Source organism: Nocardiopsis sp. iso_25 (genome assembly GCF_056173305.1).
This window is the reverse complement of sequence record NZ_CM149667.1, coordinates 2,029,842-2,056,679: the sequence shown is the minus strand read 5'-3', so window position 1 is coordinate 2,056,679 and position 26,838 is coordinate 2,029,842. Positions and strand designations below refer to the sequence as shown.

Below are 26,838 nucleotides of genomic sequence, written 5' to 3'. Positions count from 1 at the left end.
CTTCCGGTGAAAATAGAATGGCTTTTAATGGCGCCGCCATTGGCGGAACCGGTGACATTGGTCTCGGACAGCAGATTTCCAATCGGGTTGGAAATCGGATCCGCGCGTTGTAAAGTTATCAGTGAAGATCAGTCGGATTCTCCTTTTCCCCGATTTTTCCTGCCGTTTTTGAACCCTGCACAGAAGGGCTGGTGCGCGTATGTCCGACGCCGATGTCGCGAGGCTTCCGGGTTTTCCCATGCCACGCGGGTGCCCGTTCTCGGCACCGGGCGCCTACGCCGACCTGCGCGAGCGGGGGCCCGTGGCGCGGGTGCGCCTACCCACCGGCCGCACGGCCTGGGTCGTCACCGGATACCAGGAGGTCCGCGCGGTACTCGCCGACCCCCGCGTGAGCGCGGACATCCGCCGCCCCGGTTTCCCCGCACTGGTGGAGGGCGAACAGGAGGCCGGCACGAAGACGACGCCGTTCATCCGGATGGACCCGCCCGAGCACTCCCGGTTCCGCCGGATGCTGCTGGCCGAGATGACGGTGCGCAAGGCGCGGCGGATGCGCCGGGACATCCAGCGGATCGTCGACGACCGAATCGACGAATTGCTGAACTACGGCCCGCCGGCCGATCTGGTGACCCATTTCGCCCACGTGGTCTCCAGCACCGTCATGTGCGAACTGATCGGTCTGCGCCGCGGCGACCAGCTGTTCCGGCGCGTCACCGAGACCCTGGGATCGCAGGTCTTCGGCGGGGGCGGCAGCACCGCCGAGGGCGCCAGCGAGGGCATCGGCGCCCTGGGCGCGGTGGTGGAGGACGCCGTGCGCGCCAAGGAGGACGACCCCGGTGAGGACCTGCTGAGCCGGCTGGTCCACGAGCAGCTGCGGTCGGGCGAGCTGACCCGGCAGGAACTGGTGACCACGATCAGCATCCTCATCGTCGCGGGCTGGGAGACCACCACCAACCAGATCGCGCTGAGCGTGCTCGCACTGCTGCAGCGCCCCGACCTGCTCGACCGGCTGCGGCGCGACCCCGCGGTGCTCCCGCAGGCGGTCGAGGAGCTCCTGCGGGCGCTCTCCGTGGGCGACTCCATCGCGCTGCGCACGGCGACCGAGGACATCGAGGTCGGCGGGACCGTGATCCCCGCCGGCGACGGGATCATCCCGCTGCTGGCGGCGGCAGACCACGACCCCGCGGTGTTCCCCGACCCCGGGCGGATCGACTTCGACCGCACCGGCAGGACCCACGTGGCGTTCAGCTACGGGATCCACCAGTGCGTCGGCCAGAACATCGCCCGCCTCGAACTGGGTGTCGCCATCGGCACCCTGGTCGACCGGATGCCCGGGTTGCGGGCGGCCGAGCCGTTCGCGTCGGTTCGCTTTCGTCACGACGGAATCGCCTTCGGACCCGAACGGGTGCTCGTCACGTGGTGACCGGACCGTCCCCCGGCGCCGTGAGCGTACCCAGGTAGGGCACGCTCGCGGCGTGGGGCGCGGGCGGCGGGGTGAGGTGCAGGCCGCACTCCTCGGCGAGTTGGGCCAGCTCCAGCGTGTACCAGAGGTACTGCTCCCGGACCTCGCGGACGGGCTCGCCCCCGCGGAGGACGCGCCACTCGGTGTCGAGGCGCATCCGGCCCGGACCGTCCGGTTCTCCGGACATCCACCACTCGTACCGCTGGTCGCCGAGCTCGGCGTGGCGCAGGAGGGTCGGGCGGATCGTCGTGGGCTCGCGCATCCCCGTCAGCTCGACCACGATCGGGGCCCCGGGCGCCATGCGCCGGGCCAGCCCCAGCAGGAGTTCGCGGCGCAGGTCGGGTTCGAGGTGGCCCAGCACACCGCAGAGCACGACCCCGGACAGCCGTTCGGGAAGGACTCCCGGCTCCAGCAGGCGCTCCGCGGCGTGGGGCAGGACGGTCACCCTTCGCGCGAGCCCGGGGTCGTCGCCGACCCGGGCCGTGAGCAGGGCGCGCATCCCCGCGGCGGGTTCGGTGGCGATCAGGCGGCAGTCGGGGTAGGCCGCCGCGACCTGCCGGGTGACCAGCCCGCTGCCCGCGCCGATGTCCACCAGGGGCCCGGCGCCCGGATCGATGCCCGACAGGCACGCGACGACCGCGGGGCCGGTGCGGGCGGTGTGCTCGCGCGCGCCGAGGTCGAAGAACTCCGCGGCCTCGTTGTAGTCCGACAGGTCCGCCGCGTGCGGGCGGGCCGGTTCACCGACGGGGGCCGGGCGGGCCCCCTCGGGCCCGGGACCGGCGGGCCCCGCCGTGCCCGGGGCGCCGGGTGCCGCGAGGACGGCGGGCGCCAGGGGTTCGGGGTCGGCGGGGCGGATCAGCTCCGGTGGCCCCAGACGGGCCATCAGGTCCCGCCAGACCGCGAAGACCGCGAGGTCGTGCTGGGCCGACCGGAGCGGGTCCCCGCCCGCGGCGATCGCCGCGGCGAAGCCGTCGAGGGCCTCGCCGATCGCCGCGGGCCACAGCTCCGAGAAGATGTCGGAGATCCGGGGCGGCGGGTCCACCCCGTCCAGGACCGCCGACGCGGGCAGCCGGAGCGCCTCGGCTCCGGCCCCGGGCGTGAACACCAACCGGTGCCCGGAGTCGCGGGGGGAGTGCACCCGGGGGTGCCACAGCACGGGGCCGTGCGTGTCGGCCAGGGTCAGGACCCCCCCTTCGGTGCCCACCGCCACGCGGTGCCAGAAGAGGGAGTGGTTGTCGCGGTCGCCGGGGTGGAGCTGGTTGTGCACCCGCAGCGTCAGCGGGGCTCCGGCGATGGCGCCGTGCAGCAGCCTCAACGGCGCCTCGCCGTTCGCGGCCGCGGCGACGTCCTCGGGGACCGGAGCCGGGTCACCCAGCCGCCAGGGGCGGGTACCGCCCAGGGCCCGGGCCAGGATGTCGATCAGGGGGGCCAGGACGTGGACCGGGGCCGCCGCGTCGACGAACAGGACGCGCTGGAGCTTCCTCAGCCTGCCGGCCGCCTCGATGAAGCCGCGCACCGGGGCCACGTGCGGGTAGTGGGTGTTGACCTGGAACTGCCGGTTGGCCCGCCGCGCCGCGCGCAGGGACTCCGACAGCTCGTCGGGGTGCAGCGGGTGCTCCTGGAGCACGTGCACCCCCATGTCGAGCAGGGTGCGCGCGAGCTCCGAACCCCTGCCGCCCATGACCGCCGCGGGGACCGCCACGAAGGCGGCGTCGATGTCGTCGGGCAGCTCCTCCGGGGCGGTGTGGCAGGGCACGCCGTGCCGTTCGGCCAGTTCCCGGGAGTAGCGGCTGCCGGTGGAGAGGATCCCCGCCAGGGTGAAGTCCGGGTGGCGCTGGACGGCGTCGATGTAGAAGCGGCCGAAGTTCGTGCCGCAGACGACGGCGCGCAGCGGCGTGCGGGGGCTCACAGGGCACCGTCCTCGACGGCGGCGTCCGCGTCCCCGGGGCCGGGCAGCGCGACGGCGTGCTCGTGGACCGCGAACTCCGCGTCCCCGTCGGCGCTGAGCGCCGCCACCGTGGCCTGCGGGTCCATCGCCTCGGCGGCATAGTGCAGCCCCCCGCCGACGCGGCCGGCCAGGACGTCCAGGACCGCGAGCGCCGCGACCGCGCCGGTGAGCCGGTAGCTGCTCTCGCTGTACACGACGCAGGTGCGCGCCCAGTCCTGCCCCGAGAGGCTGAACACCAGGCGGTAGTAGGGCGCGCTGCCCGCGGCGTCGACCTCGGCGGCGCGCCGGATGCGCTCGGTCACCGCGGCCCGCTCCCCCGCGGTGTCCATGGGCAGTGTCGGCAGCGCGGTGAACAGTTCGCGCACCCGCGTTCCGGGGAAGACGTTGTACCAGTCGGCCTCGGCCAGACCCATCCGCGCGGCCAGGCGCTCCACCTCGGCGGTCAGGAGCGGGTGCAGGGCGACCCGGTGGGGGAAGTAGGGCACCTCGGCTCCGTCGGCCACCCGCAGGACCCTGTCGGCGCGGCGGCCGTGCCGCCAGGCCGCCAGGGGGCGGCCGAAGCGCTCGCCGCCGGACCCGCCGGTGTCGAGGGAGAGGACGATGTCGGCCGCCACGCTCTCGGTCGCGTGTTCCAGCCCTCCGGCGTAGCCGGTCATCCTGCGCGCCGGCCCCTTCGCGGGGCCGGCTCCGGCCAGCCAGGGCGGGATGAGGCCGGCCAGGCCGGGAACGGTCCCGGCCGACAGGACGACGCAGCGGTCCGGCCCGACCCCGCCCGACTCCGTCAGGGACTCGTGGACGGGGTCGTCCCCCAGGACGTCGACGACGTCGGCGCCCGCGGCCAGCCCGGCCCGCACGACGGTGTCCTTGAGCAGGTAGCTCGGCCCGGCGCAGTTGACCACCAGGGTGCAGCCCGCGCTGAACCGGGCGAGCGAGGAGGGGTCCAGGGCGTCTACCCCGACGGTCTCGCTGCCCTCGGGCCAGGGGCCCGGGGGGACGGCGGAGGGACGCCGGGCGCCCAGGCGCAGCGGGCCGACGCCCGCTCTGGCCAGGGCGGCGGCGGTGTGGCGGCCGACCGCGCCCGAGGCGCCGATGAGGCCGATCATGACGTCTTCCCTTCGATGATCTCGTGCAGGTGGCTATCCACGGTGGGGACGTTCTGACCCGTCATGCAGGTGAAGTGCTCGCCGGGGATGTCGCGGGTGCGCAGCTCGCCGAGGCAGATGCGCGCCCAGTGGTCGGCGATGGTGTCGGCGCTTCCCGGGAAGGGGTAGGCGCCGTTGTGCCGCAGGAAGGTGATGTCGCCCGCGTAGGGTTCGGCCCGGTGCCGGCTCAACGCGAAGATGCTCTGCTGGTAGGTGCGCAGCGCCCGCAGCAGGCCCTCGGGCTGGTAGGTGTCGGCGAGCTCGGGCGGCAGCGCCTCGCACATGCGCTTCACCCGGGCCATTCTGGGCAGCGCCTCCAGGGCCTCGAAGGAGGCCCCGACATCGGCGAACTCCCCGTCCAGATCGGCGATCGCGCCCTCCAGGACGGCATCCGGAGAACGGTCGAGCAGGGAGGAGACCGCCTCGCCGACGCGGTCGGAGTCGGCGGGGAACCCGATACGGGCCTGGTCCATGCCCATCATGAGCGAGAAGGAGTACTCGGAGAGCAGTTCGTCGTCGATCCGGAAGGTCGGGCTGTGGCTGCTGATGACCGTGAGGCTGCGGACCGTGGCACCGGCCTCGGCGAGCCCGCGGGCCACCTCGGTGGCGATGACCCCGCCCACGCAGTAGCCGACGACGTCGACCCGCGTGTGCCCGGCGTCGACCAGGGCGCGCACGTACTCGGCGGCCGTGCGGTCGATGAGCCCGTTCGGGTCGGCGTTGCGGAAGTCCTCGGGTACCGGCAGCTCCAGGCCCACCAGCCCGTGCCCTTCGGTGGAACGGGCGCGGAGCCGGGTGACCAGGGGCCGGTACGGCAGCAGGGTCCCCGTTCCGGCGTGCACGAGCACGGTCACCGGGGCGCCGGCCTGCGGCGCGATCAGCTCCACCAGCGGCGAGTTCTCGGCCTCCTCCTCCGCTTCGGGGGCGGAGAGTTCGCGCAGGTAGGCCGCCAGGCCCGCGATGGTCGGCCGGCGCAGCAGGTGGCGCAGGACGACCTCCCACTCCAGGTCCCATTCGTGCCCGGCCAGCCCGTCGCGCAGCCGCCCGACGATCCGGGCCACCAGCAGCGAGTCGCCGCCCAGCGCGAAGAGGTCGTCGTCGCGTCCGATGTGCTCCGTTTCGAGCAGCTCGGCCCACAGGTCGGCCAGTGCGCGTTCGAGGTCGTCGCGGGGCGTCTGGTCACCGGCCTCCTCCGCGGAGCCGGTTCCCAGCTGGAGCGACCGCTTCTCCAGCGCGCTGCGGTCCAGTTTGCCGTTCTCCGTTCTCGGCAGGGCGTCGACGATCTCCCAGTGCGCGGGCACCGAGTACTCGGGGAGCAGCTCGTGGCTGCGGCGCGTCAGTGCTTCCACCGCCACCGGGGCCTGCGCCGGTTTGGCCTGGACCAGGTACAGGTGCTGGCCGAAGGCCCGGGCCGTTTCGGGGTCCTCGGGGAACTCCGCGGCGATCCGGCGGCCGCTGTCGCTGTCGCCGATCAGCTCCCGCCACTGTTCGTGGCTGAGGAAGGTCTGCTCCCGCTCCCGGCGGACGTCGGTGAACGGCCCCGCGTGCTCGGCCATGAACTCCGCGGAGACGCGGAGCGCGTGGTCGTCGTCATCGGTGTTGGCCAGCAGGAGCATCCACCCGCCCGGCGCCACCAGGGTGGAGAGCCGGTCCAGGGCGGCGTGCGCGTCGGGGAGGTTGTCCAGGACGCCGACGCAGACCAGCAGGTCGACGGAGTTGCGCGCCAGTCCCTGTTCGGCCGGGTCCTGCGCGGGGTCGAAGGCCGCGCAGCGCACCCGGGGGTCGTCGGAGAAGTCCCGCTCGAACGCGGAGCGGTTCTGGGCCGACCCGTCGGTCGCCAGGTAGTCGACCGGGTGGTCGGAGAGGGCGGACAGCAGGTCGGCGGCGACTCCACCGCCGCGCAGCCCGACCTCCATGACCCGCAGCGGGTCAGGGGTGTCTCGGGTCCGGGCGATCTCGGCGGCCGCGGCGGCCAGGACCGAACGCAGTGCCGAGGAGCCCGCGTTCTCCGCGTAGGCGGCGGTCAGCGCCCGCGGATCGGCTCCGGAGAACGGCCGGGCCGCCGCCTCCTCACGTCCGGCGATCAGGTCGGACAGGTGCTCGGCGCTGGAGCGCACCGTGGCGAACAGCTCGGTGCTCCACCCCGCCTCGCTCTCCAGCCGGGCGGCCTCGGCCCAGGCGCGGGCGGTTGCCTGCGGACCGGGGGCCCGCAGGCCGCTCAGCCTCCCCTGGGGCGTGCGCTCCAGGAGACCGGCGGTGACGAGCCCGTTCAGCCAGCGCCGTACCAGCCGGTGGTGTGCGGGGGCCGCTCCCAGAGCGTCGGACACCTCCTCCGGTGAGTACGCGCCGCCGTCGGCGAACACCGGCGCGAGCGTGTCGGCGACGGAGGCCGCGGCCGCCTCGCTGAGCGCGGCACGGAACGCGGCGAGCCCCGCGGTGTCCACCCGCCGCCCGACCTCCCGGGCGGCGTCGCGGACGGCGGGGACCAGCGTCTCGGGGACGGGGAGGGGGGTGTCCAGACGGGCGGGTTCGACGAAGGCCGTCAGGCTCTGTCCCGCGCCCGTGGGCGCGGTGGCGCGCCCGCCGGTGAGCACGACCGCGGCGGCGCCCACCTCCGGCAGCGACTCCACCGCCGCCTGGACGTCGCCGAGTTCGATCCGGTAACCGCGGATCTTGACCTGCTGGTCCTCGCGCCCGAGGAACTCGATCACCCCGTCGGGCCAGTAGCGGCCCATGTCACCGGTGCGGTAGAGGCGCTCACCGGTTTCCGGGTGCCGGATGAACCGGGCCTCGGTCCGCTCCTTGTCGCCGAAGTAGCCCTGCGCCAGACCGACGCCTCCGATGTACAGCTCGCCGACGACCAGGTCGGGGCAGGGGCGCAGCGCCGTGTCGAGGACGTGGAACGTCTGGTTGTCCATCGGCCTGCCGTAGGGGATGCTGCGCCAGGCGGGGTCGACCCGGTCGATCGGGTGGTGGATGGACCAGATGGAGGCCTCGGTGGCCCCGCCGAGACTGTGCACCGCCATGTTCGGGGCCCAGGACCGCACGGCCTCGGGCAGGGCGGTGGGAATCCAGTCCCCCGACAGCAGCGCGACGCGCAGGGACGGCAGGGGAGGGTCGTCGGCGCGCAGGTAGTCGTGCACCATCTGGAGCTGTCCCGGTACCGAGTTCCAGAACGTGACCTGCCTGTTCCGGACGGTCTCGATCCACTCGGAGGGGTCACCGCGGCGCGCGGGGTCCGGCAGCACCACGGCCGCCCCCACCGCCAGCGGGCCGAAGACGTCGTAGACGGACAGGTCGAAGCCGAGCTGGGCCAGCGCGAGGACGCGGTCGTCGGCGGTCACGCCGAACCTGCGGTTGACGTCGGTGATCGTGTTCAACGCCGCGGCGTGGCTGATCATGACGCCCTTGGGCGCCCCGGTCGACCCCGAGGTGTAGATGACGTAGGCCAGGTCGTCGGGGCCGGTGTCGGGCCGCGGCGCGGGACCGGACACGGGAGGGAGGCCGTCGACGGCGACGGTCCTGCACCCCGGGGGCCACTCGCCCTCCTCCACCAGCCAGGACTGGGTCAGGACCACCGAGGTGCCGGCGTCGGCGAGGATCGCCCCACGGCGCTGCGGCGGCTGCGTGGTGTCCAGGGGGAGGTAGGCGGCTCCCGCGAGCAGGGTGCCCAGGACACCGGCGACCTGCTCCCACCCCTTCTCCATCGTGATCGCGACGAGGTCGCCCGCGCCGACGCCGCTGGCGCCCAGCGCCCGTGCGACAGCCGTCGCGTGCGCGACCAGCTCGCCGTAGGTCAGCGAGCGGTCCCGGTCGATGACGGCGACGCGCCGGGGGTCGCGCTCGGCCGCCGCGAGCACCCCGTCCTGCAGCAGGGCGCGCGGCACCGGGGCGGCGGTGTCGTTGACCCGCTCGCGGACGGCGCGGGTGGCTTCGGGCAGCTCGACGCGGGCCGCCTCGTTCCAGGCGTCCGGGTCCTCCGCGAGGCGGGTCATGAGGGCCGCGAAGGCGGCGAAGAGGTCGGCGGCGGTGTCGCCGCCCAGCACCCCTTCGCGGACGTCCCAGCTCAGGGCGAGTTCGTCGGCGCGTTCCATGACCTGGCAGTCGAGCCAGACCTGGGGGGTCTGGGTCTGGGCGTGGCGGATCGCGGCCGCGGGGCGGCGGGCCGCCGCGGAGCCGAGCGTGCTGGTGAACACGACCGGCATGAGCACGGTGTCGCTGTCGCTGCGCCGGGTGAGGTCGGCCAGGACCTGGCTCCCGGTGTACAGGGAGTGCTCCAGGTCCTCCAGCAGGGTGTCGCGCAGGGTGGCGGCGCGTTCGGCGAACGTCTGCGCGGGCCGCAGGTCGACGGCGAGGAGCTCGACGGAGGTGAAGTCCCCCACGAGGCGGTCGACGTCGGCGTGCAGGGGCAGGCGGGTGAAGGTGGGGACGTTGAGCGTGAACCGGGGGCTGCGGCTCCAGCGGCCCAGCACCTCGGCGTAGGCGGCCATCGCGGCGGCCGAGGCGGTGACGCCCGCGCGGACGGCGTTGGCTTCGAAGGACGCGCGCTGCCCGGCGCTCAGCACCTCCTCGAAGCGCCGGAAGGCGCCGACCCGCCCGCCGTCCGCGGGCAGCGGCAGGTCGGGGGCGGGGGGCAGGTCGGGAAGCCGTCGGGTCCAGTAGTCGCGTGCGCGGTCGTACTCGCCGGTCAGGGTCTGGTTGCGGCGCGCCAGGACGTAGTCGCGGAACCCGATCTCCGGGGTCTCGCCCCCACGGCCGTGGTACGTGTCCTCCAGCTCGGACAGGACCAGCAGCAGGCTGGCGTAGTCGACGATGAGCTGGTCGATCGACAGGTGCAGGATGAGTTCGTCGTCGCAGCGCGTCATGCGCAGCTCGAACAGCGGCGGCACGTCGGTGGGGGGAACCCTGGAGGCCAGCTCGCGACGCACCAGGTCCACGCGCGCCCCGACCTCGGCGGAGGAGGCGCCGCGCAGGTCGGCGGTCGGCACCGGCTCCTCCGGGATCCGCGGAAGCACTTCCTGGAAACCGTCGGGGTGGACCACCGCGCGCAGCATGCCGTGGCGGCGCACCACGGACCACCAGGAGTCCTGGAGCCGCCCCGGGTCGGTGTCGGCCGGGAAGGAGAGTTCGACGTAGACGTGACAGGCCACTCCGCCGTACCCGTACGCGCTGCCGCGGCCGACCAGGTAGGCGGCCTGGATGTCGGTCAGCGGGAAGGGGGTGTGGGCCTCCTGGGGAGCGGGGGTGATCCGGGCGGCGCGGCGGCGCGCGGTCAGGTGGGCGAGGACGTCGGCGCGGTTCTCGCGCAGCAGGGCCTTGCGCTCCTCGGTCAGCACGCCCTTGGGGGCTCGGAACCGCAGGGCACCGCCGTCCTCCCAGAGCCGGATGCCGTCCTTCTCCATTTCGGAAACGATCTGATGGGCGTTCACAGGACTCCGCTTTCTTCGTCGTCGCGGGAGGCGAGGGCGTGGTCGACCTGTCGTGCCAGGTCGGCGAGGGTGGATGCGGTGAGGAACGAACGGACCGAGATCTCGACGCCGAACTCCTCGCCCGTGGCCGTGACCAGGCGCAGCGCGCTCAGGCTGTCGCCGCCGGCGGCGAAGAAGTCGGCGTAGCGGTGGTCGGCCCGCGTGCCCAGGAGCTCGGTCCACAAGGCGGCGATCCGGACCTCGGTCTCCCCCGTGGGCGGGCCCGAGGCGGCGTGCTCCTCGGCGACGGCCGCTTCGGCCAGCGCGCCGCGGTCGACGGCGCCCGCGGCGGTCAGGGGCAGGCGGGGCAGCCGGGTGAGCCGGGCCGGCACGGCGAAGGGGGGCAGCAGGTCGGCCAGGTGCCGGGAGAGGCCGTCCGCCTCCTCGCCGTCGGCGGTCACGATGAAGGCGTGGAGCCGCCGTTCACGTCCCTCCCCCACGGTGACCACCGCCGCGTGGACGACGCCCGGGTGCGATTCGGCCGCGCTCTCGACGGCGCCGAGGTCGACGCGGCGGCCGCTGAGCACGGCCTGCGGCTCGGGGCCGAGGAACTCGACCGTGCCGTCCGGCAGGTACCGGGCTCGCACACCCGCCGGGCGGAGGCTCCCGGACGGGTCGGCGGGACCGCCGGTCCAGAGGTCGCCGATCACCTGGTCGGGGCATTCGCGGCCCGCGGAGTCCACGACGCGCAACCGGTGGCCCGGCAGGGGCGTCCCGGACGGCGCGGAGCGGTCCGCACCGCCGTCGAGCTCGACGGCGCTCGCCCAGCCGGAGACACCGCGGCCGCCGTGCAGCGCCACGAGCCCGCCTCCACCGCCGGTGGCCCCGCGCAGGCGCCCGGGCAGGCCGGTGCTCACCCGGTCGCCCGAGACGAGCGCCAGGCGAAGGCCCCGCAGCGGCTCCTCCTCCTCGGTCGAGGCCGCCGCGATCAACTCGTCGAGCAGCATCGGCGGGCCGTTCCACACCGTCGCGCCGTGCTCGGCGGCCAGCGCGACCGCGGTGCGCGGGTCGCCCGTCCCCTCGGTTCCGGGGCACACGAGTGCGCCGCCGACGCCGAGAGGACCGAACACGGTGAACGCGTCCACTCCGGCCGACGGGAGGTCGACCGCCAGCACCCGGTCCCGCGCGTCGAGGCCGAACCTCTCGCGTACCGCCGCGATCGTCGCCACCGCGGACCGGTGCTCGACGAACTCGACGGCGGGGTCCGCCCCGTCCTGACCGGCTCCGACGGTGACGTAGGCCGGTGCTCCGGGGTCGGCGGCGACCGCGCCCCGCAGGGGTTCGGCGGCGGTCAGGTCCCCGATGTCGGCCTGGTCCGGGCCGTCCGCGCGCCCGGGAGCGACGATCACGGTGCGGGCCCCGGCCGCCCGCTGGACGTCCTCGCGCCGCGGGCGGGGCTCCCCCGGGTCGGTCAGCAGGTAGGCCGCACCGACGGAGAGCACTCCCAGGACCGCGACGACCCGGTCGGCTCCGGGGGGCAGGGCGAGGGCGACGACGTCGCCGGGGCCCACGCCCCGCTCGGCCAGGCCGCCCGCGACCCGGGCCGCCCGCGCGGCGAGCGCGCCGTAGGTGAGGGGTTCGTGCTCCGGTGCCCCGAGGACGGCGGGCAGGTCCGGCCGGTCCTGCGCCCGGCGCAGGACCTCGCCGTGGAGGGTGCCCTCCTGGACGGCGGGGACGGCGCCCTGAGCGCTGAGCCGCACGTCCGCCTGGGCGCGCGGCAGCACCGGCGGGGCGGCCGTGTCCCAGTCGTTCCCGGCCAGCCAGGCCAGCATCGCGTTGTAGGCGTCGAACATGGAGTCGAGCACGCCGGGGCGGAACAGCTCCTCGATGGCGTCCCAGGTGACCATGACACCGCCGTGGGACTCGGTGACCTGGTTGTCCAGGAGCACCTGCGGGGTCTGGGAGATGCCCCACACCTTCTCGGGGAAGCCGTCGGAGAGGTCCTTGACGGTGCGGTCGCCCACTCCGACGGAGCTGCTGAAGACCACGGGCATGGCCGCGTCGACCGCGCCGGTGCGCTTGGCGAGCTCCTGGAGCAGCCAGGTCACGGAGGCATCGCGGTTGTCGAGGTCCTCACTCATGACGCGCTGGAGGCGGTGGGCGGCCTCCGACCAGGGCTCCCCGGTGCGCGGCTCGTACCCGAGCAGGGAGACCGAGGTGAAGTCGCCCATGATCAGGTCGATGCGGGGGTGGACCGGCTGCCTGTTGAACAGGGTGAGGTTGACCGCCACGTCCGGGTGGTCGCTCCACGCCGACAGGACCTCGGCGTAGCAGGTGAGCAGGACGACCGACGGTGTCAGACCGTGTGCCCGGGCCTTGTCGGTGATCGCCTCCCACGACTTCGCCTGGAAGTGGCGCTGGCGCCGGGTGAAGCGGGGGTGCTCCACGGTGGAGGGGTCGGCGACCAGCGGGAGCGCGGGTGCCGGGGGCAGCGTCTGGAGCCGGCGCGTCCAGTGCCGGCGCGCCTGCTCGACCGAGTCGGGGTCGGGTTCGGAGTGCAGGACGTAGTCGCGGAAGGAGACGTCGATCGGCTCCAGCTCCGCCTCGGGGTCGCTGTAGAGCCGGTCGAGCTCCCCGTACAGGGCGATGATGGACGCGGCGTCGAGGACGATGTAGTCGAGCCCGATCGCCAGGCGCGTGCGCGTCGCGCCGCCGCCGGGGTAGCGCACCGCCCGCAGTTCGAACAGGGGCCACCGGGTCAGGTCGATGCTCAGGTGGGAGGACTCCTCGCGCAGCCCGGCCAGGACCTTCGCCGCCTCCTCCTCGGAGTCGACCTCCGTGACCGCCACCGTGACCGGCGGCGCCTGCGGCAGGATGCGCTGCCTTCCGTCCTCGTCGAAGACGGCGCGCAGCATCTCGTGCCGGTCCACCAGGGCCGCCCAGACGCGTTCGAAGCGGTCGAGGTCGAAGTCGGCGCCGTCGAACTCGCTGTAGTGGTAGGTGCCCACGCCCCCGAGGGAGAGCCTGCTGTCGCGCCCGATCCAGAACGCCCTCTGGACGTCGGTCATCGGGAAGGGCTGGTGGCGGTTGGCCGGGTCGCCCTCCCCCAGGACGGCGTCGGCCGACGGTTCCTGCCGTGTGAGCGTGGCGGCGAAGTCGGCCAGCGCGGGCGAGGCGAACAGTCGCGCGACCCGCGCGCCGCCCACGCCCCGTTCCCGCAGGGCGCCGATCATCCGGGTCGCCAGCAGCGAGTCACCGCCCAGGGCGAAGAACCCGTCGTCGCGCCGGACGGCCCCGACGCCCAGGAGTCCGCCCCAGACTTCGGCCACCACGGTCTCGGCCCATCCCCGCGGGGACCGGTCCCCGTCGGGGTCGCCCTCCGGCGCGCGGCCGGTCGCGGCCGCCGTCAGCGCCTCGGCGCGCCGCCGGTCGAGCTTGCCGTTGGCGGTCAGGGGGAGTTCGTCCACCAGCACGGTCTGGGAGGGGACCATGTAGGAGGGGAGGTTGCGCTCCAGAGCGGCGCGGAGCTCCGCCTCGGCCGCCGGGCCCGTCACCCCGGCCGCCACCAGGGCGAGCCTGCGCGGTGTACCCGTGATGAGCGCGACCGCGGCCGTGACCACCGGGCACGAGGCGGCGGCCGCCTCGACCTCCCCCAGCTCGATGCGGTGTCCGCGTAGTTTCACCTGGTGGTCGGCGCGGCCGAGGAACTCCAGGACGCCGTCGGACCGGTAGCGGGCACGGTCTCCGGTGCGGTACCACCGGCGGCCCCGGTCGGTCACGAACTTGTCGGCGGTGCGCTCGGGGTCTCCGCGGTAGCCGTTCGCCAGTCCCGCGCCGCTGACCCACAGCTCGCCCGCCACCCAGTCGGGGCGGTCGCGGCCTCGGTGGTCCACGACCCGGGCGCGCATGTTGGGCAGCGGCTTCCCCCACGGGATCGAGGCCCAGGAGGGGTCGACCCGGTCGACCTCGAACACCGTGGAGTGCACGGCGGCCTCGGTCATCCCGCCCAGGGCGGTGAACCGTGCGCCGGGGACCAGGGCGCGCAGGCGCGCGGGCTGGTCGAGACCGACCCAGTCACCGCCGAGCAGCACGAACCGCAACTGGTCGCCGAGGCCCTCGGGACGCGACTCGGCGGCGGTCAGCACCATGTCGAGCAGAGCGGGCACGCAGTTCAGGAGCGTTACCCCGTGCTCACGGATCAACGTGACCCAGTGGTGGGCGTCGCGGCGGGACTCGTCTCCGACCAGGACCACCGAACCCCCCGCGGACAGGGGGGCGAAGAGGTCGTAGACGGACATGTCGAAGTCCAGGTCCGCCAGTGCCAGGCCGCGGTCGCGCGGCCCCACGTCGAAGTGGTCGTTCAGCGCGGCGATGGTGTTCACGGCCGCCGCGTGCGCGACCTCCACGCCCTTCGGGACCCCGGTGGAACCGGAGGTGAAGATGACGTAGGCGGTCGCGTCGAGGGGCTGCCGGAGGTCCGGAGGCGCGGGTGCGCACCGGTCCGCGTCCTCGATCCGCACGACCGGTGTCCCCCGTCGGCCCCGCGGCGGGCCGGTGAACCGGTCGGCGTGCGCGGAGCCGGTGAGCACGGCCGCGGCGTCGGCCGCGTCCAGGACGCGCGCCATCCGCTCGGCGGGCTGTTCCACCCCGACGGGGATGTAGGCGGCGCCCGCGCCCAGGACTCCGAGCACCGCGGCGACCTGTTCCACGCCACGGGGGAGGCTGACCACCACGGCGTCGCCCGGTGCCACCCCCGCCTCCGACAGCAGCGCGCTGACACGGCCCGCGCGGTCGGCGAGCGCGGCGTAGGTCACCGGTTCACCGGAGTCGGGGACCAGCGCGACGGCCGCGGGGTTCTCGCGCGCGCAGCGGAAGAAGCCCTCGTGCAGCCGGTCGGTCACGGCCGGCGCGTCGGTGGCGTTGACCGCTTCGCGCACGCGCGCCTGGGCCTCGGGCAGCGGCGGGGCCGCGGGCCCGGTCCACGCCGAGGCGTCGTCGACGAGGGCTTCGACGAGGTCGCGGTAGGCATCGAACGCGGCTTCGGGAACCCCGGGCTCGAACGCGCGGTGCCGCACGTCCCAGTTCAGGAGCAGCCCGCCGTCGAGTTCGGTCACCTGGGCGTCCAGCCAGACCTGGGGCCCCTGGGAGATGATCCACACCGGGTCGCCGAACGCGTTCCTGACCTCGGAGTCGTAGATCTCGCCCAGGCCCAGGGCGCTGGTGTAGACGACGGGGGCCAGGGCCGGCACGCCGTCGGCGGCGCGGGAGAGGTCCCGGAGCACCTCGACACCGGAGTAGGAGCCGTGGGCGGCCGCCGTGCGCAGGCGGGTCTGCACGTGGCGCGCGGCCTCGGCGAAGGTCCGCTCCTCGGTGAGGTCGACGTCGAGCAGGATCGAGCTGCTGAAGTCGCCGACGAGCGATTCGGCCCCCGCCAGGTCCAGGTCGCGGTGGAACAGCGGGAGGTTCAGCAGGAACTTCGGGGAGTCGCTCCAGGCCCCGAGGGTCTCGGCGAAGGCGGCCGCCAGAGCGGCGGCGGGGGTGACCCCGTGGCCGCGTGCGGCGGCGACCAGCCGTTCCTTGCGCTCGGGGGCCAGCCAGTGGTGCAGTCGGGTGGTCGGGTGGAAGCGCGGCGAGGAGGAGTCCGGGTCGAGCGGGTCCACGACGGTGGGGAGGGCCGGCGGGGCGCTCAGCGATTCCAGGTGCCCGCTCCACCAGGCGCGGTCCTCCTCGCGCTCCCTCGCCCGGGTGGTCTCGGCCGCGCTCAGGTAGGCGCGGTAGTCCAGGGGGATCTCCGGCAGTTCCGCGTCGGGGTCGGCGTAGAGCAGTCGGAGGTCGCGCAGCAGCACCCGCATGCTCGCGGCGTCGGCCGCCAGCATGTCGAGGTCGATGTGCAACCGGGTGGCGCCGCCGGGGCGGAGCGTCAGCGCGAGGTCGAAGACCTCGCCCCGCTCCACGTCCATCCGCCGGTGGGTGTAGTGCTCGCGCAGTTCGGCGAGCACCTGGTCGACCCGCTCGGCCGTCTCCTCGCGCAGGTCGCGCACGGTCAGCGCGGGCTCGGGCTGGCGGTCCAGGACGCGCTGGCGGCCGTCGTCGAGCACGGTGACGCGCAGCATCCCGTGGCGGCGGCGCAGCGCCGTCACGGCGGCCTCCAGGCGCGTGGCGTCGACTCCCGAACCGTCGAGCTCGGCGTAGAAGTGCGCGCCGACCCCGCCGAGGGGCTGGCCCGGCTGGCGCCCGATCCAGTAGGCGTGCTGCATGGCGGCGAGCGGGAAGGGGCCGCCGGGGTCCTCCGCCTCGGAGCCGGGCTCACGGGCCGGGTCGGCCGGTGCCAGGAGCCGCTGCCAGCCGCGCAGGGTCGCCGCTTCCGCGAGTTCGTCGAAGCCGACCCCCAGACCGGCGCGCCGCCACCGCGAGGCCAGGCGCATCAGGGCGATGGAGTCCATGCCGAGCTCGAACAAGTCGTCGTCCGGGCCGACCTCCTCCGGGGGGATGTCCACCAGCGCGGCGACCGCGGCGCGCAGTTCCCCTTCCGTCGTGGGCACCGTTGGCGGATCGGCTGGCAGCGACACGCGTGATCGTCTCCTTGACTCGCAGCGGGCTTCGGGGGCCGACCTGAACCCGGTGGGAACCGGGGGTCGATGGCTTGCTTGAAAACGAAAACCGTTATCTTTTTTACCCTAAGCTGCACACTGAGCGCGATCCCCCTCATGTGTGGCATAGAACGCAAAAGGAGCAGAGATGACCAAGAGCGCAAACAGGCCCGTAACAGCTCATGAGCAGGACTGGCCGGGGTGGCCGGAGGAGGCGGGCCAGCGCTACCGGCAGGCCGGATTCTGGCGTGAGGAGGTCCTGGCCGACCTGCTGACGCACCAGGCCGAGCAGCGCCCCGACGCCGTCGCACTCGTCGACGGCGAGCGCCGGTGGACCTACGCCGAGCTGGCCGCGGAGGCGGGAGCGGTGGCGGCCGGGCTGTATCGGCTGGGGCTGCGCAGGGGCGACCGGATGGTGGTGCAGCTGCCCAACCGGGCGGAGTTCCTGCTGCTCTGGTTCGGGCTGCAGTACCTCGGCGCGGTCCCGGTCCACGCCATGCCCGGACACCGGGGGCACGAGATCTCCCACCTCCTGCGGGTCACCCGCGCGGTCGGCTACGCGGTGGCCGACCGCCACGCGCGGTTCGACTACCGGACGCTGGCCGCGTCCATGCGCGAGGAGCACGAGGAGCTGCGCCATGTGATCGTCGTCGGCGACACCGGCGGGTTCGATGACGCCGTCGGCTTCGAGGACCTGCTCTCCGGCACCTCCGGTGACCGCGTCCCCGACTCCGGGCGCCCCGCCCCCGGCGACATCGGCCTCCTCCTGCTCTCCGGAGGGACCACGGGAACGCCCAAGCTCATCCCACGCACGCACCGGGACTACGCCTACAACGCCCGCGCCGCCGCGGCCGCCTGCGAACTCACTCCGGACAGCGTCTACCTCGCGGTGCTGCCCGTCGCCTTCAACTTCACGATGTCCTGCCCGGGCGTCCTGGGCGCGCTCACCGTGGGCGCGACGGTGGTCATGGCGCCCAGCCCCGCCCCCGAGACGGTGTTCCCCCTGATCGAACGCGAGGGCGTGACCGTCACGGCGCTCAGTCCGCCGATGGTGCCCGTGTGGCTGGAGGCCTACGCCGACCGGGCTCCGGGCTCAGCGGCGCTGGACAGCCTCTCGGTCCTCCAGGTGGGGGGAGCACGGCTGGCCGACGACCTCGCGCGCCGCGTTCGCCCGACGCTGGGATGCCGTCTGCAGCAGGTGTTCGGCATGGCCGAGGGCCTGATCAACGTCACCCGTCTCGACGACCCCGAGGAGCTGGTGTGCACCACCCAGGGGCGCCCCGTCTCGACCGGTGACGAGGTGCGGGTGGTCGACGAGTCGGGCGCCCCGGTGCCCGTCGGCGCCGTGGGCGAACTGCTGACACGGGGCCCCTACACACTGCGCGGCTACTACCGCGCCCCCGAACTCGCCACCACGCACTTCACACCCGACGGGTTCTACCGGACCGGCGATCTCGTCCGGCTCCACCCCAGCGGCCACATCAACGTCGTCGGCCGGGTAAAGGACCAGATCAACCGCGGCGGCGAGAAGATCGACGCCACCGAGGTGGAGGGCCAGCTGCTCGCCCACCCGGACGTGTCGGCGGTCGCCCTGGTGGCCGCTCCCGACCCGGACCTCGGTGAGCGGTCGGTCGCCTTCCTGGTCAGCGCGGGCACTCCGCCCACGGTCCGCGAACTCGGTGCCTTCCTGCGCGGGAGGGGCCTGGCCGGTTACAAGGCCCCCGACCGGATCGAGACCGTCGACACGCTGCCCCTGACCCCCGTGGGCAAAGTCGACAAGAACGCTCTGCGCGAGCGGATCCGATGAGGACCCTCGTCACCCTTCGCGACCGAAGCGACACGTAAGGCGTTGCGACCTCAGCCACACGGACGAACGCTTCTGACGAAAATGATTATCATTTACGATCACCAGGGCGCCTTCGGGCGTCCGGCGGCCCTGCCCGGGCCGCTCCACAGTGAAGAGGACGTCCCCGCGTGCGCATCACCGTCCACCCCGAGGTCTGCATCGGCGCTGGCCAGTGCGTCATCGCCGCCGACCGAGTATTCGACCAGGGCGAGGAGGACGGGCTCGTGCGCCTGCGCACCGAACGGCCGGACCCCCGCGACGTCGCGCACGTGCGCGACGCGGTCGACCGCTGCCCCTCCGGCGCGATCGAGCTCACCTCGGACTGAACCCCGGACGTGCTCCCCCCGCTCACGCGCCCGACGAGGAGACGGGCGTCCTCGCTGGCCCCGACACAAGACCGGAGAAGAATGTTGACCACGGGTACACCAGACGCGGCCCACGGGCCGTCCCGGGCGAGGAGACGGCCGTGAGCAGTCGTGAAACCGAACAGGTCGAAGGGCCGCTCGACCCCGTCGCGGCCGCCGCCCGGCTCGCGGGCTCGGGACTCTTCCCCGAGTACGTCCTCTACGAACGCGAGGGGGTCTGGCTCTTCGGCGGCGGTGCGCGGTGGGGGATCGACCTCGACAGCGACCGGGTCACGGTCCGCGGCGCCGACGGGACCGCCGACTCCCACGACTACACCGGCAGCCCGGCCGACGCCTTGGACGCGGCCCTGGCCGGACTGCCCGACCCGACCTGGCGGGCCTACGGCTGGGTGGGGTTCGACTTCGCGCTCCGGTCACGCGGGGCCCGCCCGTCCACCCCGGAGAGGTCCGCGCGGCTCGCCCGCCTCATCGTGCCCCAGACCGAGGTCCGCATCACCGCTGACGGGGCCCGGATCAGCGGGGGCGGAGCGCAGATGCGCGGGAAGGTGCTCTCCGTGCTGCGCGAGCAGGTCGCCGAACCGGCGCGGAACCGCGTCACGGTCGATTCACGGGCCGACTCCCCGGCCTACCGCGCGCTCGTGGGCGAGGCCCTGGGCGAGATCGGACGCGGCGACTACCACAAGGTGATCCTGTCCCGGAAGGTCGAGCTGCCCTCGCCCGTGGACGTCCCCGCCACCTACGCGGTCGGCCGCGGGGCCAACACACCGGCGCGGTCGTTCCTGCTGGATCTGGACGGGCTCCGCAGCGCGGGTTTCAGCCCCGAACTGGTCGTCACGGTCGGCCCGGACCGCGAGGTCCTGACCAACCCGCTCGCGGGCACCCGGGCGGCGGGGCGCGGAGAGGCGGCGGACAGCGCCGCCCGCACCGAACTGGAGGCCGACCCCAAGGAGATCCACGAGCACGCCATATCGGTTCGCGAAGCCGTCGCGGAGATGCGCTCGGTGTGCGTGCCGGACTCCGTCGCGGTGTCGGAGTTCATGGGCGTCTCCGTCCGCGGCAGCGTCCAGCACCTGGCGTCCACCGTCCGGGGGCGCCTGCGCGAGGACGCCACCCCCTGGCACGCCTTCGAGGCCCTGTTCCCGGCGATCACCGCGTCGGGGATCCCCAAGTCCCCGGCGATCGAGGCGATCACCCGCCTGGAGGAGGAGCGCGGACTGTACTCCGGGGCCGTGGTGACCGCCGCATCCAGCGGTGAACTCGACGCCGCGCTGGTCCTGCGCGCGGTCTACGAGGAACAGGGCCGGGCCTGGCTCCGCGCCGGTGCCGGAATCGTGGAGGGCTCCCGCCCAGAACGCGAGTTCGAGGAGACCAGCGAGAAACTGGCCAGCGTACTGCCGCACGTCGTACCCGCCTCGCGGCCGTGACCGCGCCGACCGACGAGCGCGACCGTCCCCCGTCCGAGACAGCCGAGGTGGCCACGCCATGACAGACATCCAGCAGAACGGACTGATCCCCTACCTGCTCGCCAACCGGGCCTTCGTCGCCCCGGCCGTCGAACAGGCGGTCGGGGCGATGGACCTGTCCGGACGCACGCGCCTGCTCGACGCGGGCACCGGCGCCGGAGGCGGGCTGGTGGCGCTGGCCCGGGCGGCCGGCCCGCGGGCCCGGGTCCTGGCCGTCGACCGCAACCCCGACGTGCTGGACCTCGCCCGGGAGCACGCGCGGTCCGAGGGTGTGTCGGACAGGGTCGAGGTGCGCGCCGCCGACCTGGTGGACGTGCTCGACGGGGCCGCCGGATCCGGCGACGGGTTCGATGCGATCTGGGCCTCGGACGTGGTCTGGCCCGGCAACTTCGACGACCCCGGGGACCTGGTCGCACGCGCCGCGCGCGCCCTGCGCCCCGGCGGCCTGCTGGGGCTGTTCACCAGCAACTACTACCAGGCCATGTTCCTGCCCGGCCGCTCACGGCTGGAGCGGGCGGCGCGCACCGCGTCCGAACTCAACTGGGGGCTCCCCTCCGGAGGGCCCGCCCACTATGAGCGCCACACCGCCTGGATGGCCGCCGCGGGGCTGCTCGACGTGCGTGTGAACGTCTTCCCCAGGGTGGGCTCGCCGGTCGACGCCGACCCGACCGTGCGCCCCTACCTGGAGAACGTCGTCTGGCCGGAAATGCGGGAGTCGGTGCTCAAGCGCGGTACCGACGCGGGCCTGAGCGTCGAGGAGGTGGCCGGAGTCGAGCGGCTCCTGACCCCGGGCCATCCGGACTACGTCCTCGACGCCCCGGGCTACTACATGGTCCATCCGACCATGCTCGCCCTCGGGCGACGGTCCTCGGACTGAGCCCCAGGCCGAACGGCTCCGGGTCGCCGACCGTCTCGGACACCGCCCGCGCAGGGCACGAACGCCGCCGCAGGCGGTGCTACGGCACAGCCACCAGGGCCAGGCGCTCCGGGTCCAGCGCCAGCACCCGGTTCGCGCGGTCGGCGACACTCCGGTCGTGGGTCACCATGACGACGGCCAGGCCCTCCTCGGCCCGAAGGGTGTCCAGGAGGTCCAGGACCGTGCGTGCGCTCGCGGCGTCCAGGGCGGAGGACACCTCGTCGGCCAGCAGCACCCGGGGCCGTGCGGCCAGGGCGCGGGCGACTGCCACGCGCTGGCGCTGGCCGCCGGAGAGGCGGCCCGGCAGCGCGCGTGCGGTGTCCGCCGGCAGACCGACCCGTTCCAGGAGCCCGGGGACCTCGGCCGCGGCCCGGCCGCGGGTCAGCCCGCGGAGCACCATGGCCGGGCGTGCGAGTGCCGTGGCGACCCGCTGAGCCGGGTTCAGGGTTCCGGCCGGGTCCTGGGCGATCAGTTGGACGGCTCGCAGCGTTTCCCCGGCGCGGTCGGTGTGCCTGGCGGGCAGGGGCCGACCGTCGAGTGAGAACGAGCCCGCCGCGGGAGGATGGAGCCCGGCCAGGCTTCTGAGCAGCGTGGACTTACCGCATCCGGAGGGACCCAGGACGGCGACCGCCTCCCCGGGGGCGACGGTCAGGTCCACCCCGTCGAGCAGTTCCCGGCCGCCCGGAGCCGTGAGACGGACCCCCCGCAGGCCGAGGACCGGTACACCGCCCGGGTCCCGGGGGCCCGTTGGTGTGGCGCTGCCCCCGCGGACCGGTTCGGACTCACCGATGTCGAGACGGAGATCGGCCACGCGGTCGGCGAAACCCCGGTCGTGGGTGATCACGACGGTGCTCCTTCCGGGGCGTCCCCTCCGCTGTCCGAGGACGTGGAGCACGAGTTCCACCGTGGCGGGGTCCAGGCCGCTCGTGGGCTCGTCGAGCACGAGGAGCCCGGGATCGGCGACGACCGCCCGCGCCAGGGCCACACGCTGGGCCTGGCCTCCGGAGAGTTCGTGCGGGCGACGACGCCACAGGGCGTCGGCGTCCAGCCCCAGCGAGGTGAGCGCCGCGCGGACGGCCTCGGCGTTCGCGCGCCGGAGACCGCCCGGCAGGGCTTCGGCGACCAGGGCGCAGACCGGGCGCAGGGGGTGCAGGTCCGAGGCGGGTTCCTGTCCGAGCACGCCGGTGCTGGCCCGGCGCCACCGGCGCGCCGCACGCCCCGCGGGCACCGGCGCCCCCTGCCAGCGCACCCGGCCGGCCCGGCGCACCAGGCCGGGCGGCAGCGCGTCCAGCGCGGCCAGGACGGCGCTGGTCTTGCCGCTTCCGGACGCGCCCATGACCGCGAGCACCGCGCCGTCCGGCGCCCGCAGGTCCACCGGGCCCACCACGCGGGCGCCGTGTCCGTCCTCGACCAGCAGCGCCTGTGCGCACAGTCCCTCAGCCATCCGTGGGCTCCTTCGGTGCGGGTGCGCTGTCACGGACCCGGCTCGTGCGGTCTTCGGAGAGGTACAGCTGGGCCAGGAGGGCGAGCAGGACGGTGGTGACGCCCAGTGCCGCGGCCGGCGCACCGACGGCCCAGGGGTTGATCGCCACGCCGGGCATGTTCTCCCTGAGCATGAGGGACCAGTCGGGGGCGGGCGGCTCGGCGCCCATTCCCAGGACGCTCAGGGCGGCGGCGACCTGGAGCGCGACCACCAGGCGCAGCCCCAGGTCGGCGGTGACCACCCCCCGCATGGCGGGGAGGACCTCCCTCGCCAGGATCGAAGCGGTCGTCTCGCCGCGCAGGAGTGCGGCCTCCACGTACCCGGAGGTGCGGACGGCACGGACCGCGTCCCTGACCACGCGCAGGGTGAGCGGGGCTCCCCCGCACACCGTCGCGAAGACCACCGCCGTGTGCCCGGGCAGGGCGATCGCCGCCACCAGGGCCAGCAGCAGGGAGGGCAGGGCGAGCAGCAGGTCGGCCGCCGCCGTGAGGACCCGCGAGGCCGGCCCGCCGAACCACCCCGCGGCCAGGCCTCCGACGGTCCCGACCACACAGGCGCACACGGCGGCCGTCACGGAGACACCGAGCAGGTCTCCTCCGCCGGCCAGGACACGGGACCACACATCGCGGCCCAGGGCGTCGGTTCCCAGGAGGTGGCCGGGTCCGGGTTCCTGCCAGGGCGCCCCCACCGGGGACGTGGGGTCGTGCGGCGCCCACCAGCCGCCGAACAGGGCTGCGGCCAGGACCGCGACCGACAGCAGGGGGACGGCCGCGGAGGCGAGGAGCAGAAGGGGACGGCGGTTCACGGCGAGCGCCTCCGGCGGGGTTCGGTCAGGGCGGCGACCAGGTCTGCGACCAGCAGTCCGGCCAGCACGACCGCGGCGGCGACCACGGCGGTGGCCTGGACGACGGGCAGGTCCCGTGAGGCGATCGAGGAGACCAGCAGGGACCCGACGCCCGGATAGCCGAAGAGTGTCTCCACCAGTGCCGCGGCGGCGATCAGCCCCCCTGCGGACACCGCCGTGACCCGGGTGAAGGGGGCCAGGAGAAAGGGGAGGACGTCGGTCGCCGCGATCCGCCACGGGGGGACGCCCCGTCGGCGGGCGTCAGCCACGTGGGGCAGGCGCACGGTGTCGGCCACCGCGCCCGTCAGCAGGCTCGCGGCGTAGAACGCTGTGGGCAGCGCCAGGGCCGCCACGGGGAGGAACAGCAGTTCCGGGTGGTGCCAGGGCGCGGCTCCGGGCGGTAGCAGGGAAACCGGGGGCACCAGACCCAGCACTCCGGAGAACACGGTGACCAGCACCGCGGCCGTGACAGCCGTGGGCACGGCCGCGCCTCCGGTGAGGACGGCCGTGGACGCCCGGCGGGCCAGCCTGCTGCCCCCCGCCCACCAGGCCAGGGCCAGGGACGCGGGGGCCGCCACCGCCAGCGCCGACCCGACGACCGCGAAGGTGGCCGGCAGCCGCTGGGCGAGGGCGTCGGCGACGGGGCGGCCGTTGACCAGGGACGTGCCGAGGTCTCCGGTGAGCAGGGACCCGGCCCAGTCGAGGTAGCGCCGCCAGGGCGCGGCGTCCAGGCCCAGCTCCTCCCGCAGCTCCCGCAGCTGCGCCTCGTCGGCCCCGGGCGAGGCACGCAGGTCCACGGCGTCTCCCGGCAGGAACTCGGTGGCCGTGAACACCGCCACCGACACCAGGGCCAGCAGGAACACCGCCCGGACGACGGCGAACGGGAGCGAGACCCCCGCGGCCGCCCCCGGGACGCGGGGGCGGCCGGCCTCGGGGGCGGCCTCGGGGCCGGACATCAGCCGGCGACCTCGACCCGCTCGATGAACAGGCGGTGGAAACCGGGACCGGTGGGCAGGCCGCTCACGCCGGGACCCGTCAGGTCGATGCCGTCTCCCGTACCCCAGACCACGTACCCGCCGTCGTCGGCGACGCGCTCCTGCAGGTCGGCGAGCATCGCGTGGCGGTCCTCCTCGTCCGCGGTGGCCAGTGCCTCGGTGAAGTCGGCGTCCCACTCGGGAACGTTCCAGGCGGTCTCGTTGACGGGGCCGTCGGAGAGCAGGGACATGCGCGCGAAGTCCACGAACCCGTTCCCGCCCAGGCTGTTGAGGTAGAAGGGTTCGACGTTCCACACCTCGGTCCAGTAGGTGTCGGGCGCGCCCACCTCGATCGCGACGTCGATGCCCGCCTCGGCGAGTTGTTCGGCGGCCAGGGCAGCGGTCTCCTCCATGCCCGGGTAGGAGTTGGTGGCGTACAGGGTGAGTTCGACACCGTCCGCGTGTCCGGCTTCCTCCAGCAGTTCCCGGGCCCGGTCCAGGTCGCGCTCGACCGGTTCGAGGTCGGGGGCGAAGGGCGCGTCGGGGTTCAGGACGTCGGTGCCGGGCTCCCCGTAACCGAGGAAGACCGTCTCGACGAGTTGTTCACGGTCCAGGGAGAGCTTGACGGCCTCACGCACACCCGGGTCGTCGAAGGGCTCGGCCTCCAGGTCCATGACCAGCGGGTAGTTCACCCCGGCGGGCCTGGTGACCACCTGGACCGCGTCGGACTCCTCGTACTGCTGTGCGCTGACGGGCGCCACGCTGCCCGCGACGTCCGCCTGCCCCGAGGCCACCGCCTCGGCGCGCGCGGCGGGGTCGGGCATGGCGGTGATCCGGAGGGTCTCGTAGTCGGCGGCCCCGCCCCACCAGTCGTCGTTGCGCTTCAGGACCGCGGTGGTGTCGTCGTGCTCCTCCAGCTGGAACGGTCCGGAGCCGACCACGGGTTCGGTGATGTCGTCGCTGCCGTCGGGGACGACGAAGGTCAGGGAGGCGAGGGCGCTGCCGACCTCGGCATAGGGCTGGTGGGTGGCCAGTTCCAGGGTGTGCTCGTCCACCACGGAGGAGGACTCCAGGTCGAACACCGCCAGGCGTCCGTTGTTCTCGGCGCCCTTGCTCTGGATCCGCTTCAGCGAGAACAGGACGTCGTCGGCGGTGACGGGCTGGCCGTCGGAGAAGACGGCGTCATCGCGCAGGCTGACGGTCCACAGGTCGAGGGCTTCTCCGACCGGCTCCCAGGACCGGGCCAGGCGCGGCTGGACCGCACCCTCCTCATCGGTCACCGTCAGCACGTCGTAGAGCATGGCGAACCGCATGTAGTCGGCCTCGTTGCCGACGCGGCCGTGCGGGTCGTGGGTGGTGGCCGCCGGAGCTCCGACCGCGGCGTAACGCAGGGTGGCGCCGTCAGCGGAGGCCTGTTCGGTTTCGCCGCCGCCGCAGGCGGTGGCCGCTAGGAGCACCGCGAAGGTGACCGCGGGCAGGAATCGTCGTCTCATCGTTCGGCCTTTCTCGGGGGCGGGGCCGCGGGCGAAACGGCCCCGGGAGGTGTCTGCGACCGGGGTTCGGGGCCCCGGCGTCCCGGTCGAACGGGTCGGGTCGGCGCGGAGGTGTGGTCCGGCTTCCGTGCCGGTCCACGCGGCCGACGGCCAGCGGCAGGACGGGAGGCGGGGCTGTCACCACGGAGCGGGCGTCCCGTCGTGTCCGACGACCGCGCGGGACGGACGGGACGCAGGGTCCTCCACCGGGGGGTCGGAGCGGCGGGCGGCGATCCGTTCGTAGAGGGCCCCCAAGGCGGCCCCGGCCTCCAGCCCGGCTTCCTTCGACACTGAGCTGCACACCCCTGCGGTCGCGCTGGACAGGATATTCAGTAATGAAAACCGTTTTCATTGCCGGTATGTCCATGTATAGCACCTTCAATCCCACGGATGCGACCCCGACTCCTGAGGCCCTGGGAGAACCGGCGCCACGGACCGGCCGCGCGACCCCGGGAAGCCCGGCCCGCCGGGCAGGTGGACGCCCTCGGCACGGGGCACACGGGTCGGCTGGAGAGCAGAACGACACCGGTGGCGGGAGCCCGCGCAGCGCGCGCGGAGCGAGATGTCGCGCGGAGCGCCGAGAATCCCCATGACCCGGCCTCGACCACGCCGGAAACGCAGAAAAGGGCCCACCTGATGGTGGACCCCTCACTGACCTGCTACTTCTCTGTCGGGACGGCGGGATTTGAACCCACGACCCCTTGACCCCCAGTCAAGTGCGCTGCCAAACTGCGCTACGTCCCGTTCGTCGAGCGGTCACCGTTTCCGGCCCCGCCGACGCAGAAGACTCTACCGCATCCGCCGGGGCGCTCGCACCGGAGACGGAGTCCGCCGGCCCCGGGCCGCGCGGCGGCACGGGTGGGCAAGA

The 26,838-nt window shown here is 74.1% G+C and carries 13 protein-coding genes and 1 tRNA gene; 5 read left to right on the top strand and 9 right to left on the bottom strand.

The window, feature by feature from the left end; all coding sequences use genetic code 11:
* Positions 1–238 precede the first annotated feature (238 nt).
* Positions 239–1,420 (top strand): cytochrome P450, encoded by a 1,182-nt coding sequence (locus tag AC0VX6_RS08905; protein ID WP_475468069.1) that lies wholly within the window; start codon positions 239–241, stop codon positions 1,418–1,420.
* On the opposite strand, the gene AC0VX6_RS08900 is transcribed toward AC0VX6_RS08905, so the two are convergent.
* Genes AC0VX6_RS08900 through AC0VX6_RS08885 form a run of 4 tightly spaced genes read right to left on the bottom strand, consistent with a single transcriptional unit; the run spans position 1,410 to position 16,499 of the window.
* Positions 1,410–3,368 (bottom strand): Gfo/Idh/MocA family oxidoreductase, encoded by a 1,959-nt coding sequence (locus tag AC0VX6_RS08900; RefSeq protein ID WP_475468067.1) that lies wholly within the window; start codon positions 3,366–3,368, stop codon positions 1,410–1,412. The genes AC0VX6_RS08905 and AC0VX6_RS08900 overlap by 11 nt on opposite strands.
* On the bottom strand, positions 3,365–4,510 hold the full coding sequence (locus AC0VX6_RS08895; RefSeq protein WP_475468065.1) for an NAD(P)H-binding protein: 1,146 nt from the start codon (positions 4,508–4,510) through the stop codon (positions 3,365–3,367). The genes AC0VX6_RS08900 and AC0VX6_RS08895 overlap by 4 nt, the downstream gene beginning before the upstream one ends.
* A complete protein-coding gene (locus AC0VX6_RS08890; protein WP_475468064.1) occupies positions 4,507–9,978 on the bottom strand; it encodes an amino acid adenylation domain-containing protein in 5,472 nt (1,823 codons plus the stop codon). Before AC0VX6_RS08890 ends, AC0VX6_RS08895 begins: the two co-directional genes overlap by 4 nt.
* Positions 9,975–16,499 (bottom strand): amino acid adenylation domain-containing protein, encoded by a 6,525-nt coding sequence (locus AC0VX6_RS08885; RefSeq protein WP_475468063.1) that lies wholly within the window; start codon positions 16,497–16,499, stop codon positions 9,975–9,977. The genes AC0VX6_RS08890 and AC0VX6_RS08885 overlap by 4 nt, the downstream gene beginning before the upstream one ends.
* Positions 16,500–16,695: 196 nt before the next feature.
* Between AC0VX6_RS08885 and AC0VX6_RS08880 the strand changes: the two genes are divergently transcribed.
* From AC0VX6_RS08880 to AC0VX6_RS08865, 4 genes are all read left to right on the top strand, one after another.
* On the top strand, positions 16,696–18,354 hold the full coding sequence (locus AC0VX6_RS08880) for a (2,3-dihydroxybenzoyl)adenylate synthase (protein WP_475468061.1): 1,659 nt from the start codon (positions 16,696–16,698) through the stop codon (positions 18,352–18,354).
* Between the two features lie 167 nt (positions 18,355–18,521).
* Entirely contained in the window at positions 18,522–18,719 is a 198-nt protein-coding gene (locus AC0VX6_RS08875; RefSeq protein ID WP_475468060.1) for a ferredoxin, read from the top strand.
* A 140-nt stretch (positions 18,720–18,859) separates the two neighbouring features.
* A complete protein-coding gene (locus AC0VX6_RS08870) occupies positions 18,860–20,182 on the top strand; it encodes a salicylate synthase (RefSeq protein ID WP_475468059.1) in 1,323 nt (440 codons plus the stop codon).
* A gap of 58 nt (positions 20,183–20,240) precedes the next feature.
* Positions 20,241–21,098 carry an SAM-dependent methyltransferase gene (locus tag AC0VX6_RS08865; protein WP_475468058.1) on the top strand — a complete coding sequence of 286 codons (858 nt, stop codon included), beginning with the start codon at positions 20,241–20,243 and terminating at the stop codon, positions 21,096–21,098.
* A 79-nt stretch (positions 21,099–21,177) separates the two neighbouring features.
* On the opposite strand, the gene AC0VX6_RS08860 is transcribed toward AC0VX6_RS08865, so the two are convergent.
* From AC0VX6_RS08860 to AC0VX6_RS08840, 5 genes are all read right to left on the bottom strand, one after another.
* On the bottom strand, positions 21,178–22,581 hold the full coding sequence (locus AC0VX6_RS08860; RefSeq protein ID WP_475468057.1) for an ABC transporter ATP-binding protein: 1,404 nt from the start codon (positions 22,579–22,581) through the stop codon (positions 21,178–21,180).
* Positions 22,574–23,425: an ABC transporter permease gene (locus AC0VX6_RS08855; protein ID WP_274976997.1), complete on the bottom strand. Its 852-nt coding sequence runs from the start codon at positions 23,423–23,425 to the stop codon at positions 22,574–22,576. Before AC0VX6_RS08855 ends, AC0VX6_RS08860 begins: the two co-directional genes overlap by 8 nt.
* On the bottom strand, positions 23,422–24,420 hold the full coding sequence (locus AC0VX6_RS08850) for an ABC transporter permease (RefSeq protein ID WP_274976996.1): 999 nt from the start codon (positions 24,418–24,420) through the stop codon (positions 23,422–23,424). The genes AC0VX6_RS08855 and AC0VX6_RS08850 overlap by 4 nt, the downstream gene beginning before the upstream one ends.
* Positions 24,420–25,931, bottom strand: a complete 1,512-nt coding sequence (locus AC0VX6_RS08845; RefSeq protein WP_274976995.1) for an ABC transporter substrate-binding protein — start codon at positions 25,929–25,931, stop codon at positions 24,420–24,422. The genes AC0VX6_RS08850 and AC0VX6_RS08845 overlap by 1 nt, the downstream gene beginning before the upstream one ends.
* A 709-nt stretch (positions 25,932–26,640) precedes the next feature.
* Positions 26,641–26,714, bottom strand: a tRNA-Pro gene (locus tag AC0VX6_RS08840).
* Positions 26,715–26,838: the final 124 nt, after the last annotated feature.